This window comes from Pseudomonas sp. H1_A03 (genome assembly GCF_054685145.1).
In genome coordinates this window covers 3,340,588-3,366,961 of record NZ_CP162829.1, presented here as the reverse complement: position 1 = coordinate 3,366,961, position 26,374 = coordinate 3,340,588, and the positions used below count along the sequence as shown (strand labels likewise).

Below are 26,374 nucleotides of genomic sequence, written 5' to 3'. Positions count from 1 at the left end.
GCGCTTAATGAGTCGTCAGGGAAACCAGTGGAGGCAGGCATATCCTGTGTGGCATAACTGTGGGAGCCGGTTCCTGAGGCCGCTGAAAGTTTCCAGAATCGAGGTAGGAAGAACGTCTGAAGGCGTGAGAGACAAACCACACCATCGGCATGGGTGGCCGCCCAACCTGGCCAGGATGAGCGGACATGTCGAGTCAATGCAGGCTTAGAACCCGACGCTTGCCTGTACAAAGAACGTACGTGGCTCCCCCAGGTACAGCCCGGCATTGTTGTCGCTCGAACGGGTGTAGTGCTGTTGATCAAAAACGTTTTTCACGCCGACTCCCAGCTTCAAGTTAGACAACTGCTCGCCAAAGTCATAGCCACTGCGCACGTTGACCGAGACATAGCCGGGGATATCGCCAAATTGACCATCGGCGGTACCTTGGGTGATGTAGGTGCTCGTTGTACCTGGCGCACGCTGGCCTGACTGGGCGTACACATCCAGGTTGTGGGTCCACTGGTTGACGTCGTAACGCAGGCCCAACGTCGCCACTTCACGGGAATACAACGGCAGGTCACGGCCCTTGAACGGTACGTCGCCTTCGGAGGTGGCCTTGGTGTAAGTGAAACCGACGTTCGCGGTCAGGCCGTCCAGGCGTGGGTCCAGGTTTGCCAGGTCGTAGTGGGCCGAGGCTTCGATACCCGTGTGCTTGGTAGCACCGAGGTTGGTCCAGCCCACATCGTTGCTGACGTATTGCAACTCATCCGAGAAGTCGATGTAGAAAAACGTCAGCTCACCGCCCCAGACAGCGTCGTTGTAGCGCGTGCCGACCTCGTAGGTCTTGGCCTTTTCCGGGTTCAAACCGTTGGCGGTCTGGTCGCCGGTGCCGCCCTGGCCCAGCTGGAAGTATTGCAGGCTACCAAACGAAGTCTCGTAGTTGGCGAACAGTTTCCAGGCATCAGAGACGTGGTACATCACGCTCAACGCCGGCAGCGGCTCGTTGTTGTGGACTTCGCGGCGTTTTTCCAGGGTGCGCGGACCGGTCAAAGGGATGACCGGACGGTCGTGCCATTCGGTTCGAATATCCTCGAAGCGGATGCCTGGCGTGATAGTCCACTTGCCGATATCGATCTTGTTATCGACGTAAAAGGCGTTGGCCTCGGTGCCGCCGGTACGGTCCTGGTAGACATGGCCATCACTGCGACCGACCGGCGTCGGTACGTTGTTGACCAGGCCCAGGCTACTGGCCTGCTCATGCATGCCTTCCTTGAGGTAGCGATAACCCACGCTGACCTCTTGGGTGCTCGGGCCCAGATCGAACACATGGGACACTCGCGGTTCGATGCCGAAGGTGTAGTAGGTGCGCGGATAAGAACCAACGGTGCGCAAGTCGCGGTTAGCGATGTTGCTGCCGCGGAAACTGTCGGAATAGTAGGTCAGTACTTCTGCCTGGGTGCGGTCGTCGATCTGACGGATGTACTTGAAGGACACATCCTTGCGGCGGCCGCTGAAGTTGTCCCAGTCGCGTACCGACTGGTAAGGGTTGGCGTCGAATTGCCGCTGGGTCAGGCCGCCGGGCATGTCGGCACTGGCGTCGTAGTAGTGGAAGTTCAGCGAGAAGTCGTCTTGATCGGTCGGCGCCCAGTGGGTCTTGAGCATCACATCGTCGATGTCGTTGGAATTGTTGCTGGTACGGTACCCGTTACCATTGACACCGGAGTACAGCAGCGCAACGCCGATACCGTTGTCGGCAGTGACGCCAATAAAGGCGTTCTCGACGTGCTTCCAGCCACCGTGGGCGGAGGTCTGCAGGGTAGTGCCGACTTCGCCGGAGAATTTCTCGGGAATGGCGCGGGTCACGAAGTTGATCACACCGCCGACGTTTTGTGGCCCATAACGCACGGAACCGGCGCCGCGTACCACGTCGATGCTATCGAGGTTACCCGCCGAAATCGGCGCCATCGACAGCTGTGGCTGGCCGTACGGCGCGAATGCAGCCGGTACGCCATCGATCAGCACGGTGGAGCGTGGCGACAGGCGCGACGTCAGGCCACGTACACCAACGTTGAGGGAAATATCACTGCCGCCGGTGCCGTTGGATTCCTGCACCTGCACACCGGGCACGCGCCGCAGCACGTCGCCGACGTTCATTGCGCCCTGCTCCGCCATGGCTTCGCGGCGGATCACCGTGCGTGCCCCGGGGTGGTTCTGCACCACTTCGGCGTTGGCATCACCGAGCCAGTCGCCCACCACCTTGATATCAGTGGCGCCCAGTTCCAGCGGGGAGCCGGTCTCACCACTGCCAACGCTCAGCGGGCGCAGCGTCACGGAGCCTGCATCTATCCGGTAATCCAGGCCACTGCCTTGCAGCAACTGGCGCAGGGCTTGTTCAGGGGAAAGGTTGCCGTCTACCGCTGGCGCTTGTTTGCCAGCGACCATGTCGGGGCTGAAGAACACTTGCAGGGCCGTCTGCTGGCCCAATTGGCTCAGCGCCGCGCCCAGGGGCTGGGCCTCGATATGAATGGCGTCGGCGGCATAAGCCGCAGGAAGCGCGGCACTGACCGCGAGCGCCAGGGCCAGTGGCGCCCAGCGGGAGATTTTATTGTTGTTGACGGCAAGTTTTTTCACGTCGAACCCAGTCCTGTGATCGCAAGAGTGCGCGGCTGTTAATGCAAACCAGTTGCAGTTGCAGGAGAAGACGAAGAACGTGGAAAAAACCTGAATGTCAGCGTGAAATAATTTCCTGGCTGCCGTCTGGCAAGGTTCGCAGGGCCACCGGCAGGATGTGCGGCAAGGCTTTGAGCAAGGCGTCGGTATCGTTGGCCTTGAACACGCTGGTCAGCCGCAGGTCGCGCACGGCCGGCGTGCTGACCCGCAGCGGTTGCTCGCGGTAACGCGAGACCTCCCGCGCCACATCGCCCAACGTAGCGTTATTGAAGACCAGCTTGCCCGTGCGCCAGGCGGTCAGTTCCTCGGTATTCACTGAGTAAGCTGCCGCTACCATCCCCTTATTGTCGACATGGGTGCCCAGGCCCGCCGTCAGCGTCACCACGTTGTCCGGCGCACTACCTTGCACCTTCACCGTACCGGCTTCGACCATGACGCGGGTCTGATCTTCATCACGGCGCACATCGAACCGCGTGCCGGTCACTGTCACCTGCCCTGCCCCGGCGGCCACGACGAAAGGCCGGCGGGTGTCATGCTCGACACTGAACATCGCTTCGCCCCGCTTGAGCTCCACACCGCGCCGGCCTTTTTCATAGTGCACCGCGACGATGCTGCGGCTATTGAGGTCCATCACCGAGCCATCGGGCAATGCCACCTGACGATGCTCGCCCAAGCGTGTACTGAACTCCGCGCTGAAAGGCTTGGGATCACCAAGCCCGCTGAACAGGCCCAATCCCAGAGCAACACCGACCACGCTGGCCGCCACCGCGTAACGCAAAGCGGTGCGACGCTTGGGCCGCACCACCGGGGCTTCGCACAGCGCTTGCAGATGCGCTTTGGGCAGCAAATCGGTAGCGCGCCACACGCCTTGCAGCACATCGAATTCGTATTGGTGGTCGGGATGCGCATTGCGCCATGCGTCGAAGTGCTGGCGCTCGGTAGCGCTCAACTCGGCGTCTTGCAGGCGCACAAACCATTGCGCGGCTTCGTCTCGGGCACGGTTATCCGTCATGGAAGATCCTGTTTCAAACGGGCGGTCATGGCGCCATCGCGTCCAGGCGGTCGCGCAAATGCCGCAGGGTGCGGATCATATACTTTTCCACCATGTTTTTAGACAGCCCCAGGCGTTCGGCGATTTCCTGTTGAGTCAGGCCCTCGATTTTCTGCCAGATAAAAATTCGGCGGCAGTTGAGCGGCAGCTCCGCCAGGGCCCGCTCGATAGAGTCCGCCAACTGGATCGCGTGCATGAAATGCTCCGGGTCGTCACTGTGCGGCGAACGCTGATCACAGGCTTGCAGCGTGAGGGCCTCGCGACGGTCTTCGCGTCGATAGGCGTCCACGGCGATATTGCGCGCAGTTTGATGCAGGTAGGCGCGCGGTTGCGCAACCTCGGAGGCGGTTGATTCAAGGACCCGCACAAAGGTGTCATGGGCCAGGTCTTCGGCCTGCTGACGGTTTCTCAGGCGGCGCGTCCAGGTCCCGATCAACTCTTCGTAGTGTTCGAAAAAGCCTGTTCTGCGGGGCGGCTGAGGGATCATTGCGGGTGCACTGGTGAGGCGGGGCGTGAATAGTAATGCTTCCTATTAAGTGGAGCAATTGCTACCCGCCGTATGACCTCGAAACTACTGCGCGCCGCCAACCTGCTTGAGTCGGCTGAGTTTTTCGCGGCTGCCGCACACGCTCATCTGGCACCATTTGCGCTGTTTGTTCTTGGAGATGTCCAGAAACACCCAATCGCAGTCAGTCGAGGTGCAACTGCGCAACGCCTGCAAATCACACGATACCAGCAATTGCGTGGCGTCTATCGCCAGGCGCCCCAGCACAGTGGCCGTCAGTTCCTGTGCCGTACTGCAAGGCCTCCACTCCCAGGTAGGCTTGCCGTCGACAGTACGCAGCACGCGCCGTGCAACACCGTGCTGGAACGTTTGGTTAATCTGCTGCAACGCCTCATCGGGTGCAGCGCCGCGCAACGACAACGGATAGAACACCTCGTACAGGCACTCCCTGAATGCGATAACGGCGTCCAGGTCCGGTTGGTAGGCGATCGATGACCCAAGCACCATCGGCTTGTAGTCCGCAAACTCCTGGGCCGAGATCAACGACGCATGGAATGCCCATTCAAAGAAGAACTGAAAGCTCGTGAGTCGCTCTTCCAGGACCTTGAGTCCGGTGCCGGGACGACGACCATTGGTGGTATTGATAAAGTCCAATACCCGAGCCCCACCAATCAGACGGATCGATTTTGCAGTGCCCGTAAAATGTGTCATGCCTGCTCCCGAAAAAACGCATTCTCCTTGCGATGGCGCAGATTACCTTGTTTTTTCGAATGGCAGACATTGCGATCCCGGCGCAAACCCGACGCAAAGACAGACGGCTAGGTGCGCTTGTCGTTATGCGCCACCCAATCAAGGATAGCCGCCACACACTGCGCCACGGAAAGCGCCTGGGTGTTCAAGTGCACTTCCGGAAACACCGGCACGTCATAATTGGAGTCAATACCGGTGAAGTTCTTGATCAACCCCGCGCGGGCCTTTTTATACAGGCCTTTAGGATCACGCTGTTCGGCGGTTTCCAGCGGCGCGTCCACATGCACTTCCACGAAGTACTCATTGCCGATAATCGAGCGCGCGTAGTGCCGGCTGGCCGACGAGGGTGAAATCAGCGCGACAATCACCATCAGCCCCGCGTCGAGCATCAGCCGCGCGACCTCGGCGACCCGGCGGATATTCTCATCGCGGTCGCTGTCGGTAAAACCCAAGTCCCGGCACAGCCCACCACGTACCGAGTCGCCGTCAATAATGGCCGTGATCCGCCCCTGTTCCTGCAGGGCAATGTCCAACGCATCAGCGATGGTCGACTTGCCGGAAGCAGAGATACCGGTCATCCAGATGACGGCAGGCTTGTGGTTCATCCGCACGTGTTCGGCGCGCCGGTGGCTGAACGCAAACGCATGCAGATTCTGGTTTTGACTGTTTGGAAAATAACTCATGACTGCTCGCCCTCCTCGACCGAAACAGGCTGTTTACCCAACATGAACACCATCACGCATTGCACGAACAGCAACAGCGCAACCACCCAGTAGACCGTCGAGAACGACCCGGTCAGGTCCTTGGAAAAGCCGCCCAGGAAGTTGCCGCACACCCCACCCAAGCCGATCAGAACGTTGGCGATGCCAAAGGCCTGGGTCAACCGGTTGACCGGCACGATTTGCCCGATGTAACTGGGGACCAACCCGAAGATGGGGTAAAACGCCAGTGCAAACAGAAACGCCGCCAGGTAGAACAGCGGGAGGCTGTTGAAACTGAACACCAGGGTGGCGGCCAGCCCGGCACTGAGAAAACACATCGCCAGCGACGCCCGCACACCGACCTTGTCGGCAATCCACCCCACCAGAAAGCCCGACGCCATGCCCACGGCACCGATGGTGGTCCAGATAAACCCGGCGTCTTGTACCGACACGCCCAATTCATCACGCAGGAACGGCGCGAGGTACGTCTGGAACGGCAGCAGTGCCATGCCATTGAGAAAGGCGATGGCCCACGTCAGGTACAACGAACGGCTGAGCCAGGGTCGTTGACTGTCAAATGCAGCGGCGCGCTCCCCGGAAAATCCGGTGTCCCGGCTCGTGGCCAGGGTGCGCAACAGAAACCACGCCACCACGCACAGCACAACCGATATCAGGCCTGCGGTAAGCCAGATCGAGCGCCAGCCGCCATTCAATGTCAGGAACGACACCAGCAAGCCATTGATAAACACGCCGTAGCTGGTGCCACTGGAAATCAGCCCCATGACCCGGGAGCGATTACCCGGGCTGAAACCCTTGGTGACGATTTCCGCCAACGGGATGTACACCGAGGCGGAACAGCCACCGAGCAGGATCAAAAGAGCGCCCGACAACCAGATACTGTCACTGATACTCAGGCCCAGCAGCGCCAGGGAGGTCATCACCGTGGACACCAGGCTGATTTTCCAGCCCTCGAAAAACCGGCTGATTACGCTTGTCACCGACGAGAACAGCAGGAATCCGATCTGCGCGCCGCCGGTGATCAAGCCCACCGTGGTGTAGTCGAAGCCGATGTCGCGGCGCATGTCCACCACGAGGTTGGCGAACAGGTAGACACCAAACCCGTAGGTGCTGGCCACGAAGCCAGTGAGGACGACCGCCAATACGACGCTGTCCAAGGGGCGGGTATTGCTCTGAACCAGTGTGCTCATCATCGACCTCTCATTCAGCGCGCGCGGTGTGGATGACGAAATCGCAATTCATCATGTCGTAGACAGACTTGAAATCACCGTAGCTCTCATGGGCGCGAAACCCGGAAGCCAGCATTTCAGTGGCCAACTCGCCCGGCAACAACGGGTAAACCTTCAACGTGTAGCGTTCTTTGTTATCAAAGTTGTAGATGAACTCACACAGGTGCTCATCGACCTGCCCCAAGCTCACGGATGCGTTTGTACCGCAGTAATAATAATTGCCGCTGGCCTTGAAATTACCTGCGCGAATAGCCAGGAAATTACGCTGGTCCACAATCAACAGGCCACCCGGCTTGAGCAATGCCCTGAACTTCGCCAACACGCTCAATCGGTCGTGAGCGGCGAACACATGGCACAGCGAACTGCCCAGGCACACCACGGCGTCGAATTGGCCCAGCTCCTGCGGGTCCAGTGAGTGCCAGTCGCGGTAATTGGACTCAATGTCCAGCCCGTGTTTGCGAAAGTTCGCCCGCGCCTTGGTCAACATCGTGCTGCTGCCATCCGTGGCGACCACATCAAAGCCCGCCTGCTTGAGCTGCACCGCATGAAAACCACTGCCCGTCGATACGTCTATGACCGAGCGCACGCCGTGCTTGTGCAGCAGGTTTTCAAAGAACCCGCCCTCCCCTGCCTTGCGTTTTTCCCAGTCGATCAACTCATCCCAACGCTCGACGAAATCCGCCGAGTACTGCGTGGAATAACTGGCAACTTCGTTGTGCTTGCGCTCGGAAATCTGATTCATCACACACCTACCAGGTTGAATTCTTGAAGGACAGGTACTTGCTCGCCAACTCGAGGGCGAACTCGGCGGACTGCTCGATAGACATGGTGTTCTTGGAATACCCCAGCATCGATTGCATGACGGCCATGCACTGGGGGTTGTAGCTGACTGAGCCGTCACAATGGATTTCGTCAATGCCATCCTGGCTCTGGCAAATGGTGTTGATGCGCACCGCTTCGTCCTTTGGACAAGCCTCGGAGAACTGCACCTCGATCCGCCCCTCGTGCAGCAACACCGGGTAACCGCCCGGAAGCCCGAGGGGGCCTGGTGCGTGCACCACAACCGGCGTGGGTGAGAACAGCCCTTCGATGACGGTGACGGCGGAACATGCCGTGAGGAACTGCCCATCCACCCCGCCCAGGCGACGGAATTCGGATTTCACCGTAGAGAAAATCGCCTCGGCCGACGGACCAGCCAGCTCCGGCCGATCGCGCACCTCATACAACAACCGGTAACTGGCACGCGGGGGCAAGCCACCACGCGGCACGTAGTGGCTGAAGTAATGCTGGGCATACAGCTGCACTTGCACATCAGCGGGCGCGCATTCGAGCAAGCGGGCGATGGAAAACCGCACAGCGGGAACCAGGTTGGCCACATTGCCCACGCCGATATCCGGCGCCAGGCCAATGCGCGCCAGAATCGGATTGACCGCATCGGGGAACGCTGCATTAACGGTTTTAGTGGTGATGCCCGAGGCTTTTACCGCTCGCATCAGGCAATGCATCAGCGTCAGGTGCATGGGCAGCCAGGGACCGAACTGAGCTTGGTCAAGCTTCTCGAACGACAGCTTGGGCAACCCGGTAATAACCCGCCAGGACTGCAGCGACGCGCAGTTCACCAGCATATCCGGCGCTTCTTCACGCAGCAATTGCGCGACTGTCGCGATATCTGTCAGGTCGGCGACCACCGGCTTGATGGCAATGAATTGCCCTAATTGCGCACACGACAGCTCTACCAGGTTACACAGCCGAATCGTCGACTCTTCATTGCGGCCCAGTACTACAAAGTCGAAAGCGTTTTTGGGGCCGAGAATCTTGAGGATCTGCAGGCACAGGTTGCCGGCGCCGACCAGCAGCAGTTTTTTCCTGGGCATCGACTGGCTCATCGTGGGTAGGCTCCGTTGTCGACCGGAATGACCCTGCCGGTGATGTGGCGCATTGCATCGCCAACCAGCAGCATGATGACCTCGGCAACGCCGCTGGGCAGGATCGGGTCCTTGAGGACTTCCTGGCGTGCGTACTCGGCACGCCGGTATTCAGGGATGGTGTCGTAGATGGCGGTTTCGTGGATCAGCGCCGGGGACACCGCGTTCACCCGCACAAACGGTGCGAAATTCCAGGCGTTGGCCTTGGTCAGGCCGATCACCGCTGCCTTGGTGGCACCGTAGAGGGCATCGCAGCTGCCGACTTCACCGGCCACCGAGGCGATATTGACGATGCTGCGCGGGGCCTCGTGCTTCATTTCCCGTTCGGCGAAGTCTTTGGAGAGATAGACCAGCGCCTTGAGGTTGACGTTGAGGATCTCGTCTATTTGCTCATCGGAATAGGCGTAGACACTTTTGCCGTGATAAAGGCCGGCGTTATTGACCAGTCCATAAACAGTCGCGTGGCGCTCATACAGGGTTGGGATAAAACTTTTGATAACGGTCATATCAGAAAAGTCGGCAACCTGTGCTTCAAACACGTCCGCGCTGTAAAGGTCCTGCAACACTTTCAGCCCCCCGGCATCTTTGTCGGCGCCGATAACAAAGTAACCCTGTTGAATAGCCATCTCGACAGTCGCTCGACCAATTCCGTTGGCCGCTCCGGTGATAATCAGCTTCTTCATACAAATATCCTTATTGACAAAACTCATTCATGCGCGCGTAAAAAGTCCGATGGTATTCATACATTTTCTTTAACTTTGGGTACTGTTCGAAAGCCTCGATATCGATAGTGTGATGATCCGGCGAAACAATGCGATCGCTATTTTCCGCAGCCACATGCCAACTCCGCCAGGTTTTCCATTGTTGTGGACACTCGCGTTTCCAGGTCATTGCGTGCGGCAGAAATTCAATACCCAAGTGATCACACAGTTTGCGAATCACCCGCTCCGGCTCGGCGGCCAAATCATCTGCATTAATGACATAAGGAACGTGGCCTGTGAGTTTAGTGACCACACAGAATATGTCGTACAGCGCTTTATGCCCGATGGCCTGCAACGGCATATCGGGGTGGACTCGATGATGGGAAATAATGCTGCTGGCGGGTTCGCGAATAAGAAAGATATTATCCTGTTGCGCCAGAAAGCCGACATCAACTTTCAAATCATCCAAACAGTGGTAACACATATCTTTATGAAAAACGTTAGTTCGTTCGCGCGCCGTGACCAAGTGTTCTTTTATGCCCTGGTAAGTGGTGGGCAAACTGTGATCCCACTCATCCGAAGGGATCGCCGAGTCCTCTGAAAACGCCATATGCGCAAAGGGCTCGTGGAAGACCTCGAAATCCCCCCGCTCGATAAACACGCGCTCCAATACGGTGGAGCGCGAACGTGGGTGGGCCCACAACCCGATCATCCGGTTCATGCGATCACCCCGAATTCGGCGGCCAGCAGCGCGTTGAGCGCGCGCTTGAAGGGTTTGGTTACCGGGCAGAGCCGCACGCAGTAGTCCGCCAGGCGCCGGTGTGCGCTGTTGGCTTCATTGCAGGCGTTGATAAACGCCTCGTGGTTGCCAAAGTCGTACGGCTCGATGCTGTCGATGAAATAGGCTTCGTAGAAATACGGGATGCGGATCAGCTTGGCGAAGGTCGACGCAGGCGGCTTCTGGGGTTCCACCGCAGGCACCACCGGCTTGCCATGGCTCTCGCGCTCGATCAGAAACTCCACCACCTCCGGCGTCAGCGTGTAGCAGGTCGCCGTCTGCCCGGTCTTTTCCAAGTGCCAGCAGTGCTTGTTGCCACGCTCGTCCACGTCGATTTTTATACTGGAAAGCAAGGTTTTGACCGGCACGGTCGAGGCCGCGACCAGCGCCTGGACCTGCTCGTAGATCATCAATTCAGCCCAGCGCAGTTCCTCGGCACTCAAGACCAGACCACGCTCCGCCGCCTGCAACGTGAACTCAGGTTGGCAGGCGAAACGCCCAATCATGAAGGTGATGACGTACTTGCAGCGACGGGTGTCGATACCGTTGCGGCGTGCAGTCGCCAGGCCGCGTTCGATGGCTTGGATACCGGCCTGGAACTGCGCCACCGTGAAGCAGAAGGTGATATTCACCGACGCGCCCAGGGCGACCAGCTGTTCTACAGTCGCCATCCCTTCGAGGCTGCCCGGCACCTTGACCATCACGTTAGGTGCGAGGCGATGCAGTTCCAGGCCCCTGGCGGTCATGCGCTCGGTGCAGCGCACATCCACCGGGTCGACCTGGGCGGAAATCCAGCCCTCGACCTGCGCCGATTGAACCCACAGCGGCTTGAGCGTCGCGGCGCCTTCGAGGATGACTTCGTTGTACAACTGCTTGCGCAGCTCACTGGGAGACAGGCCCGCGAGGTTGAAACGCGATGACCAATACTCGCGCTTTTCGAGGATAACGGCCGTCACCAACCGCGGGTTGGTGGTCACACTGCACAAGCCTCTGGGCTGGGCGATATCATCCGGCATCAACGCATCTATATAAGTCGTCGCCGCCGGGTACTTTTCCAACAAGTGCTGTTTATAAGGCAGGTACACGGCAGGCGATGAATCCCACCACACTTCTGAATAATGATTGTTGCGTTTAAGCCGTTCTACGTAACCACGTATATTCACGACGCCTCCTCCCTGAGTAATAAGATCAATTAAAAACGGCCAGCATTTCACGTATATCGGCAATCGGCCGTGCGCCGGCAGCCACTAACTGCGGATGCCGATGCGGAGGGCCAAAGCCCAAGACACGTAGATGGGCGGCAACAGCAGCCTGAATACCGGTCACACTGTCTTCAACAACCAATGCATCACTCACATCAATACCGTAAGCATCACACGCCGTCAGAAACACTAAGGGATCAGGCTTCCAACTGCCCAACTCATAACAACTGAATATTCGCCCTTCGAAATAAGAGAGCAGCCCGGTAAGGCGCAGACAGTGTTCTATCTTGTCACGTGGCGCACTGGACGCTACGCAAAAAGGAACGGTCAGCGCTTGCAGTACTTCAATCATTCCATCAGTGGCTTTTAAACGTTTTGTCAGTGCGTCCAATGCCTGCTTTCGAAAGCGCTGTTCAAACTCACTGTCCAGGCGAACATTTAAAAGCTGTTCCGCCTCGCGTAAACACTCAACAACCTTGCGCCCACGGAAGTGTTCGATAAAACGTGTGGCATCTAACATCGCGTCGTCCGGTACTAACGCATTTAGCAGGGCGATCAACACAGACAGGGTTATTTCTTCGCTTTGGACAAGCACACCGTCGCAATCGAAGATAACTAACTTAGGCACGCCAACTAAGGCAGCGGCTGTTTCCTGAACGGGCTGTTCCCCTATATCGGCCGAGAGGCACATAGATATCTCTTATTGCTGGCCCCGCGATGACTTCCGAACTACCAACGGAGCGGGTTGAGGTGTGCCTATAAGACACGGGGCGAAAAAGCCTGTCAAACGCTTTTGAGCGGTTTTTTAGTATCTTATGGTTATTTTTTATAGTTCTGTTATTCCATTTTTCACCATGGTTGTAGTCGCTAATTTCACACGGGTGAACTTCCCTTGCGCGCTATCAGTCAGCTACTTGAACTCACGGATTTAAGGCTGGGTGAGCAATGCATATTTCGTTGGAACAACAAGTGGCACTGGTGACAGGCGCCAGTTCCGGCATCGGTGCCGGCGCGGCCAAGGCTCTGGCACAGGCCGGAGCGGCCGTGGTGCTGAATTACAATGCCCAGGCGGCGCCCGCCGAAGCCCTTGCCGAACAGATCAATGCCAGCGGCGGCCGGGCGATTGCGATCGGCGCCGACGTGTCTAAAGAAGCGGACGTGGAGCGGCTGTTTGCCCAGGCGCTGGATGCCTTTGGCCGCCTGGACATCCTGGTGGCCAATTCCGGCATGCAAAAGGACGCCAACCTGGTCGACATGAGCCTCGACGACTGGAACGCAGTGATCGGCGTCAACCTCACCGGCCAGTTTCTGTGTGCGCGGGCGGCTGTGCGGATCTTCAATCGCCAGGGCGTGCGCGAGGGTGTGTCGCGGGCGGCAGGCAAAATCATCCACATGAGCTCGGTGCACCAGTTGATCCCCTGGGCCGGGCATGTGAATTACGCGGCGTCCAAAGGTGGCGTGGAAATGCTGATGCGCACTCTCGCCCAGGAAGTCAGCGAACAGCGCATCCGCATCAACGGCATTGCGCCCGGCGCGATTCGTACGGCGATCAACCGTGCGGCCACTGAAGGTGCCGCAGAGAAGGAGTTGCTGAAGCTGATTCCCTATGGCCGCGTCGGCGATGTAGAAGATGTAGCCAACGCCGTGGTGTGGCTGGCCAGTGATGCTTCCGACTACGTCGTGGGCAGCACGCTCTTTATCGATGGCGGCATGAGCCTTTATCCGGAGTTTCGTGGCAATGGTTGATTTGAACGAACAACAAAGCGCCATCGATGCCCACGGCATCATCGGCGATATGCGCAGTGCGGCCTTGGTAAACGATAAAGGCAGCATCGACTTCTTCTGCTGGCCGGAATTCGACAGCCCGTCGATCTTCTGCTCGCTGCTGGACAGCCCCGACGCCGGCATTTTCCAACTCGCCCCGGACCTGCCCAACGCGCGGCGCGAACAAATTTACCTGCCCGACACCAACGTGCTGCAGACCCGCTGGCTCAGCGACGAAGCCGTGGTGGAGATCACTGATCTGTTGGTCATCAGCGAAGAAATCGAAGACCTGCCGCTGCTGATCCGCCGAGTGCGCGTGGTCAGTGGCAAGGCCACCCTTCATCTGCGTTGCGCGGTGCGCCACGACTACGCACGCACGCCTACCCACGCCAGCCTCGACAACGGCAAGGTGTGTTTCAGCGCCGACGGCCAACCTGGCCTGCGCCTGGCCAGCAGCCAGCCGGCGCAGATCAAGGACGGCGCCGCCGTGGCCAGTTTTACCCTGGACCAGGAAGAGGGTGCCGAGTTCGTCTTGGGCGGCCAGGAGGATGAACGCGTCGACGGCGGCTGCACCGACCTGGCGCTGGCCCACACCTTGAAGTTCTGGCGCGGCTGGATCGCGCAGTCGAACTACCGTGGCCGCTGGCGCGAAATGGTCAACCGCTCGGCCCTGGCGCTCAAGCTTTTGACCTCGCGCAAACACGGCGCAATCATCGCCGCTGCCACCTTCAGCCTGCCGGAAACGCCCGGTGGCGAACGTAACTGGGACTACCGCTACACCTGGATCCGCGACGCCTCGTTCACCGTCTACGCCTTTATGCGCCTGGGGTTTGTCGAAGAAGCCAACGCTTATATGCGCTGGCTCAAAGGACGGGTCAGTGACTGCTGCGGCCAGCCGACCAAAATCAATATTCTCTACGGCATCGATGGTCGCCAGGAGCTGCCGGAAGCCGAGCTGGACCACTTCAGCGGCCACGGCGGCGCCAAGCCGGTGCGCATTGGCAACGAGGCGTTCGACCAGATCCAGCTCGACATCTACGGCGAACTGATGGACGCGGTGTACCTGGTCAACAAGTACGGCGAAGCCATCTCTCATGAGGGCTGGAAACATACGGTAGAAGTCGCCGATCAGGTCTGCGAGATCTGGAACACCAAAGACGTAGGCATCTGGGAAATGCGCGGCGAGCAGCATCACTTCCTGCACTCGCGACTGATGTGCTGGGTCGCGCTGGACCGCGCCATCCGCCTGGCGTCCAAGCGTTCGCTGCCGGCGCCTTTTGCACGTTGGGACCAGACCCGCCAAGCGATCTATGCCGACATCTGGAGCAACTTCTGGAACGAAGAACGCGGACATTTTGTGCAGCATATCGGCAGTACCGCGCTCGACGGCTCGATGCTACTGATGCCGTTGGTGCGCTTCGTCGCGGCGACCGATCCACGCTGGCTCTCAACGCTGGAAGCCATCCAGAAAAGCCTGGTGCGCGACGGCATGGTCTACCGCTATCGCAACGACGACAGCCAGATCGACGGCCTGCAAGGCACTGAAGGCGCATTTGCGGCCTGCTCGTTCTGGTACGTCGAATGCCTGGCCCGCGCCGGGCAAGTGGAAAAGGCCCACCTGGAATTCGAACAACTGCTGCGTTACGCCAACCCTCTGGGGCTGTACGCAGAAGAGTTCGACAGCCAGGCCCGCCACTTGGGCAATACGCCGCAAGCCTTGAGCCACTTGGCGTTGATCAGCGCTGCGACCTTCCTGGACCGTAAGCTCAGCGGGGAAAAAACCACCTGGCAACCCTGAGGTCGCCGAACGGCGCTGACCTCGGGCTACACACGTCAGCCTATTGCCTTAAATTCCACCCCTCCCGTTCACGGCTTTCGGCTAGAGTTCCAGCACCTCTGGCCAGCCGATGAACGCTCACCATGACCACCACTGCCCCGCTGCTTTACGTCCGTACGTCCATGCTCGATGTGGCGTATGAAGCCCACGGCCCCGCTGATGGAAAACCTGTGATCCTGCTGCACGGCTTCCCCTACGACCCTCGCGCCTATGACGCGATAGCGCCGGCACTGGCCGGGCATGGCTTGCGGGTGCTGGTGCCGTACCTGCGCGGTTACGGCCCGACGCGTTTTATCAACGAACACGTCATGCGCTCCGGACAGCAGGCGGCGTTGGCCAAGGACCTGCTGGACTTCATGGATGCGCTGGGCATCCCACAGGCGACCCTCGCCGGCTACGATTGGGGTGGACGTGCCGCGTGTATCGTCGCGGCGCTGTGGCCCGAGCGCGTCAGTGGATTGGTGACCGGTGACGGCTACAACATCCAGGACATCGCCGAGTCGCTGGCGCCACGGGCACCCGAGACGGAACACCGCTTGTGGTACCAGTACTACTTTCATACCCAGCGCGGTGTCGACGGCTTGACCGCCAACCGTCGCGAACTCTGCGAACTGCTGTGGTCACTGTGGTCGCCGTCCTGGACCGAAGGACCGGGGCTGTATGAGCAGACGGCGCCGTCGTTTGATAACCCGGATTTTGTCGAGGTGGTGATCCATTCCTATCGCCACCGTTTTATGTATGCGCCTGGTGACCCCGCACTCGAAGCCATCGAGCAAGCCCTGGTATTGCAGCCGCCGATTTCGGTGCCAAGCATTTCGCTGTGCGGTGCCGATGATGGGGTGGGCCCGCCGCCCGAAGAGGATGATGACGTGGCGCATTTCAGCGGGTTTTACCGGCGCCAGGTGCTGCCCGGCGTGGGCCACAATATCCCCCAGGAAGCGCCGCAGACTACCCTTGACGCGCTATTGGAATTACTCGCATTTGACAAGGGACGCAGGATTTTTTCGCAGTAGATCAGTGCTACATGCCTACCCTCTTCGGCGACACTTTGCTGTAAGTCATTGCGCTACGCGTTCGAACCAATTTCGACGCACAGATAAAGAAAAACCTACCTACCAATGAAGAAACGCCAAAAAAAATAACAAATCATTATGTCGACACAAACAGAAAAATATACACAACCGTTTGAAACTTTAAACATGCGTACATATAAATACTTTAGAAACCACCTCAGCGCGCGACTCATTCACCATCAAAAATCCTCAACGCCATACAGCACAGACACTTCAGCCACCCCTGCGTAAAAAGAATGCTGCCCCCAGTACTTTCTCAACCTTGAAAAAAACATAAACAAAAGCCAACCCCAAAAAAGCAAAAGTAACAAAACGTTAGTGCAGGCTTGCTCGAGGCATCGCTAACATTTTAACTATTTTTTACGCCAGCGCCGTGCACGGCAGCTGGCAATACCATCCAAAACAGAAAAAACCGCGCCTTAAAAACAATGACCAAACAACTACAAAAAAGGTACATCCGATGCATAACATGCCAAGTGATACGTCCTCTATTATTCTGAACGAAATTCTGCGTATTCGTCGGCGAGATGAGCGGGCCTCCTTGCCCATCGCGCTGGACGAGGAAGCCGATCAAATCCACTCCATTCAGATTCCACGGATCCAACGATTCGTGGAAGCGGGTAGACCGATCGAATTGGTCTTGCCTGCCTTTCCCGCCAAATCGCCTAATCCGGATAAAGTGATCGGCCGACTTCCTGATCTGGCGGAAAGAATTTCCTTACAGTCTCTGGATAAGTTATGCACCGATATAAAATCCCACTACGCGCCAGGCGCGCGGCTGACCATCTGCTCAGATGGGCGTGTATTCAGCGATGTGATAGGTGTCGATGACGAAGATGTGAGTCGGTATCAATCTGCAATCGGCCATATAATTGCGCAAAAACACGCCCATCATTTACGGCTCTATAATCTCGAAGATTGCACTCGACTCAATGCGTTAACAGATGACTTTGACCAGTTGCGTAGGCTATTGATCGAGGGCTATGCAGAACCACTGACGACAGTTAAAAAAACGTTAATGAAAACGCCAGAGGGCGTTGAGTTGTATCGGGCAATCACCCGCTTCATGTTTGAAGACAACCTGATACCCGGCTATTCAGGATCACGAAGTGCCCTACAGAAGAAAGCCAAGCTGCTGTCCGTCGAGGTCATTCAACGCAGTTGGGCGTGGGGCGAGCTCTTGGCACAGGAGTTCCCCAACGCCATCAGATTATCCATCCATCCGCAGCCAGTTAGCAGCTTGAAGATAGGCATTCATATGATGCCGGCCCAGGACAGCTGGATTACGCCTTGGCATGGCGTAGCGGTAGGTATGGGAGATGACTTCAAGCTAATGAACCGCAAGGACGCACAACGCTGTGGAGCCCACCTGATCATGCAAGATGACCTGCGCAGCCACTATGCGATTGACTCATCCCAAACGACCTCCTTGCTGGCGGCTGCAGTATGACGGACCCGAACCTGTCACACTTGATCACCACGGCGCGTCTGCCTGCCACACTCACTCCACCTGAATTCGGCGTGATGATCACACCACGGCATCCCGACGTCCATCTCGGGGAGCTATCGACTGCCTGGCTCCGCATGTTGGTACATAACCACCAGCTCGTCATTCTTCGCGGTTTTGACAGTTTTGATACAGCAGAAAGCCTCACGCGATATTGCTCTACGTTCGGCGAAATCATGATGTGGCCTTTTGGCGCTGTACTGGAGCTGCAGGAGCAACTGGCACCGGACGACCATATTTTCTCCAACAGCTACGTACCACTGCATTGGGACGGCATGTATCTGGAGAGCGTACCCGAATTCCAGATATTTCATTGCGTGAGAGCCGACGATTGTCCCCACGGTGGGCGCACCACGTTCGCCTGCACGCCCGTTGCATTGCGCATCGCAACGCCCGAAACACGCAACTTATGGAGCCGGGCCCAAGGCACGTACCGACGAACGGTGGAGCTCTACAGCAACTGCGCCAGCGCACCTATCATCAATCGACATCCGCGGAGGGAATTCCCTGTACTGCGATATTGCGAACAACCGGTTGCGGGGGACACTGACTTCATAAATCCATCGCAATACACTTTCAGCGGGATCGACGACAGCGAGCACGCCGCATTACTCGATAGCCTTGGCGCCGCATTGCATGACCCGCGTGCCTACTACGCCCATCAGTGGCAAACCGGCGATGTCGTGCTCACCGACAACTTCAGCCTGCTCCACGGCCGAGAGAGCTTCACCAGCAAAAATGGTCGACATCTGCGCCGGGTTCATATCCACAGCGATCCGCCATTGCGCAACCCTCATATCCCATCTCAGGCCTGACGCCTGGTCCTGACGCCTGGTCCTAACCCAAGGGGAGGTGTCAGGGACATCCATTATTTCTCTTTTTCAGCGGAGTACATTCCCATGTGTGGAATAACCGGTTGGGTTGACTTTGCCCACGACCTGAGACACGAAACAGCCACCATCGACGCGATGACAGACACCCTGAAACTGCGTGGCCCTGACGCACGCGGTGTTTGGATCGACAAGCACGTAGCCCTGGGTCACCGCAGGCTATCGATCATTGACCCAGAACGTGGTTTGCAACCGATGCAGAGCCAGCAGACAGGCCCTGGCAATCTGCCCAGAGCCGTCATTTCCTATGCTGGCGAAACCTACAACTTCATCGAGCTGCGCGCTGAACTGATGCAGGCGGGCTATCGATTCGCGACGCATTGCGATACCGAAGTGGTGCTGCAGGCATACCTGCACTGGGGCGCTGACTTCGTGCATCGCCTTAACGGCATGTACTCAATTGCAATTTGGGACAGCGCGAATGATGAACTGATTTTGGTCAGGGACCGGCTTGGGGTAAAACCACTGTTTTACTATCCAACGGCCGACGGCGTTCTTTTCGGCTCGGAACCCAAGGCGCTCCTGGCCAACCCTGACGTCAAAGCACTCTCCACTCGTGAAAGCCTCTGCGACGCACTCCTATTTTTACGTACTCCGGGGCAAGTGCCCTTCAGCGGTATGAAAGAACTCAAGCCTGGCCACCTGCTGCGGGTGCGTCGTGGACAAATACGCGAAGAACGCTATTGGGCGCTCGAAGCAAAACCGCACACAGACGATCTTGAAACCACCATTGCCACCATCCGCGAGCTACTCGATGACATTGTGGCCCGACAAATGATTGCTGACGTTCCGTTGTGTGCACTGCTATCGGGAGGGTTGGACTCTAGTACCGTCGCTGCACTCGCACAAAAGAAGCGTCTGGCCAATGGCGAGGATCCACTATCGACGTTCTGCATCGACTTTGTGGGACACACTGAAAACTATCGGCCGGATCCCGTCCGGCCCTCCGCCGACGCGCCTTTCGCAGCCGAAGCCGCACGCCACATCGGCAGCCGGCACCACAACATCGTCCTGGATCGCGCAAGTTTACTTGACCCGACTCTGCGTGAAAAAGTCATGCGTGCCTGGGACTTGCCCTTCAACTTTGGCGACTTGGACATCTCACTGCATCAACTGTTTGCCAACGTGCGCCAACACGCCACCGTCGCGCTTTCCGGCGAGGCTGCCGATGAACTATTCGGGGGCTACCTGTGGATTTCTGACCCGCAGGCTCGGGCGGCGCAAACCTTTCCATGGCTAAAACTCGGGGCTCATCGCGGGCTGTCCCCCAAAGCGCTGTTTCATAAACAGTTTATCGATGACCTGAAACTGGACGACTATGAAGCCGAACTCTACCGCACAGCGTTGGCCGAGGTCCCCAGGCTCGACGGAGAGTCTGCGGAAGAGCGACGTACTCGCGAGTTGAACTACCTCACACTCACCCGATGGCTGCCGATGCTGCTCGACAAAAAAGATCGCATGGGGATGGCCAGCGGCCTTGAGGGGCGAGTCCCGTTCTGCGATCACCGCCTGGTGGAGTACGTATTCAACATCCCGTGGGCCATGAAGATCTTCAACGGCGAGAGCAAAGCGCTGTTGCGGGCAGCTGCCGCTGACCTGTTGCCTGACTCGATCCTGCGTAGAGGTAAATCAGCCTTTCCGTCGATTCAGGACCCGGGCTACGACCAAGGACTGATCGCCAGGCTCAACGCCTCCATCCAGAACCACGACGGCTCACTGACGTCGTACATCGACCCTGTCGCACTGCAGCAACTAGGCGCGAAGAGTGACACTGGCAGTTTTTCCGATCTCGAGCGTATTCTGGTGGAGTCTGCCGAACGGCTGAGCCGTTGGATTGACACCTACGCTGTCGAGCTTGATATTCGAGAAAATCGCTCCCTGTAAGCCTGCGGAGTCACCGCCAGCACGCGCAGAAAACTGCGCCGCATGGTTTCTTCGCATTTAAAACCGCACTGCGAGGCGACTCGCTTGATCGGCGTGTCTTCGTCAACCAGTCGCCGCCGTGCGGTTTCCACTCGTATCAGCTCCACTGCCCGTGCTGGCGTCCGTCCGGTTTCAGCCCGGTAGTGACGCACAAAACTGCGCTCGCTCATCCCGGCCTGGGCCGCCAGTGTCGAGATATTCCAATTCAACGTCAGACGCTCGGCGATCCAGGCATGCAACTCAGCAAACCGACCACTGCCCTGTTGCAGAGACAGGGTGACGCTGAACTGGGATTGCCCTCCCGGGCGTTTCAGAAACACCACCAAGTGCCGTGCCACTTCCAGGGCGACGGCGGCACCCAGATCGTCTTCCACCAGGGCCAGGCACAAATCAATACCGGCGGTGACCCCCGCTGACGTCCACAGCGCCCCTTGCTGGATAAAAATCGGGTTAGCCTCCACCTGCAATTTCGGATACTTGAGCGCCAATTCCTCACAACGCGTCCAATGGGTAGCCACACGACAGCCATCGAGCAAGCCTGCGGCCGCCATCAAAAAAGCGCCCGTGCAGACCGACGCCGTCCGGCGTGAGTTGACACTCTTTTGTCGCACCCAATCCACCAGGTCAGCGTCCTCGGCAGCGCCATAAACCCCCCAACCACCGGCGATCACCAGGGTATCGCACGGGGCATCAATCACCGGCAAGGGCTCAGCCACCACTGCAAGGCCTGCCGAGGTCATGACCGCCGAGGTCTGAGCAGCGATCACGTTGACCGCGTACGGCAACGCGAAGCCCCGTTGTCGCGCCAGGTCATTGGCGGACGAGAACACTTGCAAGGGGCCGGTAACATCAAGTATCTGAGCGCCTGGAAAGGCGAGTACATGGATAATTTTTGTCATGTTGGCGTAATTCGTGGGCGTAATGGCGTGTAGGCCAAATCCTGAATCACTAAAGTGAAGCCGTCCACCCCTTTATCGGAGCGCTATCCATGACCTTGCAGATCGGCTTTGTGTTGTTCCCCGGCATCCAGCAACTTGACCTCACCGGCCCTTATGACGTACTTGGTTCGCTGCCGGACGTGAAATTGCACCTGGTGTGGAAAGACCTGGAACCGGTCACCTCCAGCACCGGCCTGATGTTCACCCCGACCATAACCTACGCCGACTGCCCGCTGCTGGATGTGATCTGCGTGCCCGGCGGTTCCGGCGTGGGCGCGTTGATGGAAGACCCGCTCACGCTGGACTTCCTCAAGGCCCAGGCGCAAACCGCACGCTACGTGACCTCGGTGTGCACCGGCTCGCTGGTACTGGGCGCGGCGGGTTTGCTGCGCGGGCGCCGGGCGACGACTCACTGGGCTTACCACGACCTGCTCGCCCCGCTCGGCGCGACCCCGGTGCAAGAGCGCGTGGTGCGTGACGGCAACCTGTTCACCGGTGGCGGCATCACCGCCGGCATCGACTTCGCCCTGACCCTGGCGGCCGAGTTGTACAGCGACGCGACGGCGCAACTGGTGCAGTTGCAGATTGAATACGCGCCAGCGCCACCGTTCGATGCAGGCCGACCGGACACTGCGCCCAAGCACGTATTGGAGGAAGCCAACAACCGCACGGCCGAATCGCGCAGAGTACGCGGCGAGATCGTCGCACGCGCAGCTGCACGCCTGGGCTAACACCGTGAGTTGAATCAGCTTGGGCGAGACATCACCGCCAGGCGCACGGCCAGCACCATCAGCACCGTCGCCAAGCCCCATTTCTGTAGCCAGGCGCCTTTTGAGCGCCTGGCGAAGAATCGGCTCAGCGCACCACCAAAAATGCCCAGCACCGCATGAAACACCCCAGCGACTAACGTCAGCACGCCCCCGAGCACCATCAACTGCACGGCAATGGACCCCGCCTCCGGCCGTACAAACTGCGGCAAAAACACCACGAAAAACAGTAATGCCTTGGGGTTGAGCAGGCTGTTGAACATGGCCTGCAGAAACACTCGTCCCAGGGGCATGCGATTGACCTGGGCCGCGCCCAGCCCTGGGGTTTTCTGCAACGTCTTGACCACCAGCCACAGCAGGTAAACCACTCCCGCATAGCGGATCAAATCGAAGGATGGCGGCCAACTGGCGACCAATGCCGTCACCCCTGTGGCGGTCAATGCGGTCAGCAACAGGTCGGCCACGCTGATACCCAAGGCTGATGTCACTCCCCCGCGCCAGCCATGAGTCACGCCGTGGCTGATCACAAAGGCCATGTTCGGCCCAGGCGATAACAGCAGCAACAGCACAGCCCCCGAAAAAACCGCCAGGGTTGCAAGGTCAATCATGCTCAAGCCATCCACCGCAAAAGCCTGCAGATTAATCGGCGTACCGTGTGCGAACAAAAAATTGTGCTGGATACATTGTTTCTGGTAATCGCGAGTGGGGTGACTACCGGTTCGACACTGCCCTGTCGAAATGGAACGCAGGCGTAGCTTTTGCGGCAACTTCTATCGTGAACCGCGTAATTTTTATGGTGAGTTTGAAAGGTAACTTCTGATCGGGCGAAAGCCCCATGGGCAGGGCACTTAGTGCGCCCTGCCACCGCTGTTTTGTCCCTCTTTCCCACCGCGCTGCAAAAAAGCTTTCTCCTTTAAGCAGGAAAAATTCCTTATTTGTTCCTACACTCAAAAACACACCCAATCACCGCGTATTCGGACAAGGAATGTCAATAAAATGCCACTAAAAAGAATGATAAAACTGTCTACTACGCAGCTCCCGCACCATTGTCAATTTATTGACTGAGCACATAAAGGGAACAGTCCTTTAGTCACTACCCCCGCAAAAACACTTCAAATGAATAGCTGTGTTTGGATGGTGCATTTGAATTGGAAAGTTGCGTATTACCCAGTGCAACCAGTTCGAGCTGAACGCTAAAGCAGCCCGCTGCTTTATTGAGCAAACAGTCGAACAGTGCAGCCTGGAGTGCAATGAGGGATGGTTTTATGCGAGAGAAGTCGTCAGTCGACAGCTTGTTTTTAACACGTGCTGGTTTTGTTGAGTTCTTTGTCGTTTTCGTCAAATTGATCCACGGCCTGACGGCCATTTTGCCCCCTCTGGTCCTGGTGCTTTTCCTGGACCCGATGGACCCTGAACTGCGCCCTCATTTCGTGGGCCTGCTGGTTTTTTTCGCGGTCCTGACCATTATTCTGTTTCAGGCCCTGGGCATATATTCCGAAGAATTGTTCAGCAACCGGCTGCGCTTGAAAACCAAGATCAAAGCCTGGTCGGCGGCGTTTTGCATTCTGTTGTTCATGTACCAGATCCTGCAGATGTTCCCGCAATTAACCCCGCGTAACCTGGCGACGTGGTACGTCGCCAGCCTGGCGTTGTTCTGCCTGGAACGCCTGATGATGTTGCGCCTTTATCGCAGGCTGATGCGGGCTGGCAAATACCTGCAACGCACGGTGATCCTGGGCTTTACCGAGACCGCTGTGCACGTCGCCGATCACCTGCAGCGCAACGGCGATATCCGTTCCGGCCTGGTCGGTTTTATCGACGACCGCACCGAGCGCATTCCCAAGGAGCTGAGCAAGCTGCCCCTGCTGGGCAATACCCGCGACCTCGAAAAACTGATCCGTGCCGAGCAGGTCAACCAAGTGATGATCTGCCTGCCCTGGGCCGCCGAGCAACGCATCCACGGCTTGGTCAACCGCCTGCGGCAGTTGTCGGTGAACGTCATGCTGGTGCCGGACATGGCGGCCCTGCGCTACGGCCACAGCAAAATCACCGATGTGGGCGGCATTCTGATGTTCAACACTTCACAGTTGCCGTTGCGTGGCTGGTCGCCGGTGATCAAGCGCTGTGAGGATTTCCTGCTGGCCAGCCTGGCGTTGGTGTGCCTGTCACCGCTGATGGTGGCGACAGCGATTGCGATCAAGCTCGACTCCAAGGGCCCAGTGCTGTTTCGCCAGAACCGCTATGGCTACAACGACAACGAAATCCGCGTGTTCAAATTCCGCTCGATGTACACCGACCAGAGCGACTTCACCGCCGAACGCCAAACAACGCGCGCAGACCCGCGCATCACCCGCGTGGGCCGCATCATCCGCAAGACCAGCATCGACGAGCTGCCGCAACTGTTCAATGTGCTGCTGGGCAACATGTCCATCGTCGGCCCGCGCCCGCACGCCACGGCAACCAAGGCCGCAGGCGTGCCCTTCGAAGTGGCGGTCAGCGAATACAGCTCGCGGCACCGAGTCAAGCCGGGTATCACCGGCTGGGCGCAGATCAACGGTTACCGGGGTGAGACCGACACCCTGTTCAAGATCCAGAAACGTGTCGAGTACGACCTGGAGTACATCTCCAAGTGGTCGGTGTGGTTTGACTTGTACATCGTCTTCATGACGGTCCCGGCCGTCCTTTCCACCAAGGAAGTCTATTGATGAACACCCTCAACGGATTAATTCCCTGCATCATTTCCGGTGGTTCGGGCACGCGGCTGTGGCCGGTGTCCCGGCAGAACATGCCCAAGCCGTTCATGCGCATGCGCGATGGCATGAGCCTGCTGCAGAAAACCTTTCAGCGCGCGGCCAAACTGCCCGGCGTGGAAAGCGTGTTGACGGTGACCAACCGCGACCTGCTGTTCCGCACCCTGGATGACTACCGTCTGGTCAACAAGGCGCACCTGCCCCTGGACCTGCTGCTGGAGCCGTTCGGGCGTAATACGGCAGCGGCAATTGCGGTGGCGGCGTTGCACGTGCAGGAGCATTTTGGCGGCGATGCGCAGTTGCTGGTGATGCCCGCCGACCATTTGATCCTCAATGAAGTGGCGTTTGCCGAGGCCGTGACCCAGGCCCGCGACCTGGCCGAAGCCGGTTACCTGGTGACGTTCGGTATCCAGCCGGATCACCCCGAAACCGGCTTTGGCTACATCGAACAGGGTGAGCCGCTAAGCACGGGCAACCGGGTCAAACGCTTCGTCGAAAAACCCGACCTGGCCACCGCCCAGGGCTATCTCGACGGCGGCAAGCACCTGTGGAACGCCGGCATGTTCTGCTTCAAGGCCAGCACCCTGGTGGACGAACTCGCCACCCATGCGCCCGACGTGCTGGAAGCCGCCCGCAACGCGCTGGACCATAGCCAGAGCCTGCAAAACAAAACCTCGCGCCAGCGTGAGCTGGACGCGGATGCTTTCGGCAGCGCGCCGGATATTTCCATCGACGTGGCCTTGATGGAGAAGTCCAAGCAAGTCGCCGTGGTGCCCTGCGACATCGGCTGGAGCGATATCGGCTCGTGGGAAGCCCTGCGCCAGCTCACCCCCAGCGACGCCCATGGCAACCAAGTCAATGGCGAAGCGATTCTGCATGACGTGCACAACTGCTACATCGACTCGCCCAAGCGCGTACTCGGCGCGGTGGGCGTGCGCGACCTGATCATCGTCGACACGCCCGACGCGCTGCTGATCGCCGACGCCCACCGTAGCCAGGATGTGCGCTACATCGTCGCCGAACTCAAGCGCCAGAACCATCCGGCGTACAGCCTGCACCGCACCGTCACCCGGCCGTGGGGCACCTACACCGTGCTCGAGGAAAGCAGCCGCTTCAAGATCAAGCGCATCGTGGTCAAGCCGCAGGCGTCGCTGTCGTTGCAGATGCACCACCACCGCAGCGAACACTGGGTAGTGGTCAGCGGCGCCGCGCAGATCACCAACGGCGAGCGCGAATTCCTGATCAACGCCAACGAGTCCACCTACATCCCCGCCGGGCATAAACACCGCCTGACCAACCCCGGCATCATCGACCTGGTGATGATCGAGGTGCAGAGCGGCGAATACCTGGGCGAAGACGACATCGTGCGCTTCGACGACATCTACGGGCGCGCCCCGGCTGAAGTGAAAAAATGAC

23 protein-coding genes are annotated in these 26,374 nt (G+C 58.4%); 9 read left to right on the top strand and 14 right to left on the bottom strand.

Annotation, left to right across the window (positions count from 1 at the left end; genetic code table 11):
- Positions 1-204: 204 nt before the first annotated feature.
- The 12 genes from AB4O35_RS15580 to AB4O35_RS15525 all read right to left on the bottom strand — a co-directional run bounded on the left by AB4O35_RS15580 (position 205) and on the right by AB4O35_RS15525 (position 12,200).
- Positions 205-2,610 carry a TonB-dependent siderophore receptor gene (locus AB4O35_RS15580; RefSeq protein ID WP_065945889.1) on the bottom strand — a complete coding sequence of 802 codons (2,406 nt, stop codon included), beginning with the start codon at positions 2,608-2,610 and terminating at the stop codon, positions 205-207.
- Between the two features lie 97 nt (positions 2,611-2,707).
- Positions 2,708-3,661, bottom strand: a complete 954-nt coding sequence (locus AB4O35_RS15575; RefSeq protein ID WP_065874626.1) for a FecR family protein — start codon at positions 3,659-3,661, stop codon at positions 2,708-2,710.
- A 25-nt stretch (positions 3,662-3,686) separates the two neighbouring features.
- Positions 3,687-4,187 carry a sigma-70 family RNA polymerase sigma factor gene (locus tag AB4O35_RS15570; protein WP_065874625.1) on the bottom strand — a complete coding sequence of 167 codons (501 nt, stop codon included), beginning with the start codon at positions 4,185-4,187 and terminating at the stop codon, positions 3,687-3,689.
- Positions 4,188-4,271: 84 nt separating this feature from the next.
- Positions 4,272-4,916, bottom strand: coding sequence for a CGNR zinc finger domain-containing protein (locus tag AB4O35_RS15565; protein ID WP_460149068.1), 645 nt, complete (start codon positions 4,914-4,916; stop codon positions 4,272-4,274).
- A gap of 107 nt (positions 4,917-5,023) precedes the next feature.
- The gene (gene cysC, locus AB4O35_RS15560; RefSeq protein WP_065889200.1) at positions 5,024-5,638 is read right to left on the bottom strand and encodes an adenylyl-sulfate kinase; all 615 of its coding nucleotides are present in this window, start codon (positions 5,636-5,638) and stop codon (positions 5,024-5,026) included.
- A complete protein-coding gene (locus AB4O35_RS15555; protein WP_065874647.1) occupies positions 5,635-6,864 on the bottom strand; it encodes an MFS transporter in 1,230 nt (409 codons plus the stop codon). Before AB4O35_RS15555 ends, cysC begins: the two co-directional genes overlap by 4 nt.
- A 10-nt stretch (positions 6,865-6,874) precedes the next feature.
- Entirely contained in the window at positions 6,875-7,645 is a 771-nt protein-coding gene (locus tag AB4O35_RS15550) for a class I SAM-dependent methyltransferase (protein WP_065874622.1), read from the bottom strand.
- A 7-nt stretch (positions 7,646-7,652) separates the two neighbouring features.
- Complete coding sequence (locus AB4O35_RS15545; protein WP_065874621.1) at positions 7,653-8,789, bottom strand: Rossmann-fold NAD(P)-binding domain-containing protein; 1,137 nt, start codon at positions 8,787-8,789, stop codon at positions 7,653-7,655.
- On the bottom strand, positions 8,786-9,511 hold the full coding sequence (locus AB4O35_RS15540) for an SDR family NAD(P)-dependent oxidoreductase (protein ID WP_065874620.1): 726 nt from the start codon (positions 9,509-9,511) through the stop codon (positions 8,786-8,788). The genes AB4O35_RS15545 and AB4O35_RS15540 overlap by 4 nt, the downstream gene beginning before the upstream one ends.
- Before the next feature lie 10 nt (positions 9,512-9,521).
- Positions 9,522-10,250, bottom strand: coding sequence for a sulfotransferase-like domain-containing protein (locus AB4O35_RS15535; protein WP_065880029.1), 729 nt, complete (start codon positions 10,248-10,250; stop codon positions 9,522-9,524).
- Positions 10,247-11,470 (bottom strand): transaldolase family protein, encoded by a 1,224-nt coding sequence (locus AB4O35_RS15530; RefSeq protein WP_065889198.1) that lies wholly within the window; start codon positions 11,468-11,470, stop codon positions 10,247-10,249. Before AB4O35_RS15530 ends, AB4O35_RS15535 begins: the two co-directional genes overlap by 4 nt.
- 25 nt (positions 11,471-11,495) lie before the next feature.
- On the bottom strand, positions 11,496-12,200 hold the full coding sequence (locus AB4O35_RS15525; protein ID WP_065874617.1) for an HAD family hydrolase: 705 nt from the start codon (positions 12,198-12,200) through the stop codon (positions 11,496-11,498).
- A gap of 254 nt (positions 12,201-12,454) precedes the next feature.
- On the opposite strand from AB4O35_RS15525, the gene AB4O35_RS15520 reads away from it, so the two are divergent.
- From AB4O35_RS15520 to asnB, 6 genes are all read left to right on the top strand, one after another.
- A complete protein-coding gene (locus tag AB4O35_RS15520) occupies positions 12,455-13,255 on the top strand; it encodes a glucose 1-dehydrogenase (protein ID WP_065874616.1) in 801 nt (266 codons plus the stop codon).
- Complete coding sequence (locus tag AB4O35_RS15515) at positions 13,248-15,071, top strand: glycoside hydrolase family 15 protein (RefSeq protein WP_065945887.1); 1,824 nt, start codon at positions 13,248-13,250, stop codon at positions 15,069-15,071. Before AB4O35_RS15520 ends, AB4O35_RS15515 begins: the two co-directional genes overlap by 8 nt.
- A gap of 122 nt (positions 15,072-15,193) precedes the next feature.
- Entirely contained in the window at positions 15,194-16,123 is a 930-nt protein-coding gene (locus AB4O35_RS15510; RefSeq protein ID WP_065889194.1) for an alpha/beta fold hydrolase, read from the top strand.
- A gap of 520 nt (positions 16,124-16,643) precedes the next feature.
- Positions 16,644-17,633 (top strand): L-tyrosine/L-tryptophan isonitrile synthase family protein, encoded by a 990-nt coding sequence (locus AB4O35_RS15505; RefSeq protein WP_065874613.1) that lies wholly within the window; start codon positions 16,644-16,646, stop codon positions 17,631-17,633.
- Positions 17,630-18,505, top strand: a complete 876-nt coding sequence (locus tag AB4O35_RS15500) for a TauD/TfdA family dioxygenase (protein ID WP_083207128.1) — start codon at positions 17,630-17,632, stop codon at positions 18,503-18,505. Before AB4O35_RS15505 ends, AB4O35_RS15500 begins: the two co-directional genes overlap by 4 nt.
- Before the next feature lie 84 nt (positions 18,506-18,589).
- Entirely contained in the window at positions 18,590-20,464 is a 1,875-nt protein-coding gene (gene asnB / locus AB4O35_RS15495; RefSeq protein WP_065874610.1) for an asparagine synthase (glutamine-hydrolyzing), read from the top strand.
- Here the strand turns inward: asnB and AB4O35_RS15490 are convergent.
- Complete coding sequence (locus AB4O35_RS15490) at positions 20,422-21,402, bottom strand: GlxA family transcriptional regulator (protein WP_065880032.1); 981 nt, start codon at positions 21,400-21,402, stop codon at positions 20,422-20,424. The two genes, asnB and AB4O35_RS15490, sit on opposite strands and share 43 nt — an antisense overlap.
- Before the next feature lie 89 nt (positions 21,403-21,491).
- Here AB4O35_RS15490 and inhA point away from each other — a divergent pair, with 89 nt between their 5' ends.
- The gene (gene inhA / locus AB4O35_RS15485; protein WP_065874608.1) at positions 21,492-22,172 is read left to right on the top strand and encodes an isonitrile hydratase; all 681 of its coding nucleotides are present in this window, start codon (positions 21,492-21,494) and stop codon (positions 22,170-22,172) included.
- A gap of 14 nt (positions 22,173-22,186) precedes the next feature.
- On the opposite strand, the gene AB4O35_RS15480 is transcribed toward inhA, so the two are convergent.
- A complete protein-coding gene (locus AB4O35_RS15480) occupies positions 22,187-22,816 on the bottom strand; it encodes a LysE family translocator (RefSeq protein WP_065874646.1) in 630 nt (209 codons plus the stop codon).
- 657 nt (positions 22,817-23,473) lie between these two features.
- Between AB4O35_RS15480 and AB4O35_RS15475 the strand changes: the two genes are divergently transcribed.
- Complete coding sequence (locus AB4O35_RS15475) at positions 23,474-24,913, top strand: undecaprenyl-phosphate glucose phosphotransferase (protein WP_065874607.1); 1,440 nt, start codon at positions 23,474-23,476, stop codon at positions 24,911-24,913.
- A complete protein-coding gene (locus tag AB4O35_RS15470; protein ID WP_065945885.1) occupies positions 24,913-26,373 on the top strand; it encodes a mannose-1-phosphate guanylyltransferase/mannose-6-phosphate isomerase in 1,461 nt (486 codons plus the stop codon). The genes AB4O35_RS15475 and AB4O35_RS15470 overlap by 1 nt, the downstream gene beginning before the upstream one ends.
- Position 26,374: the final 1 nt, after the last annotated feature.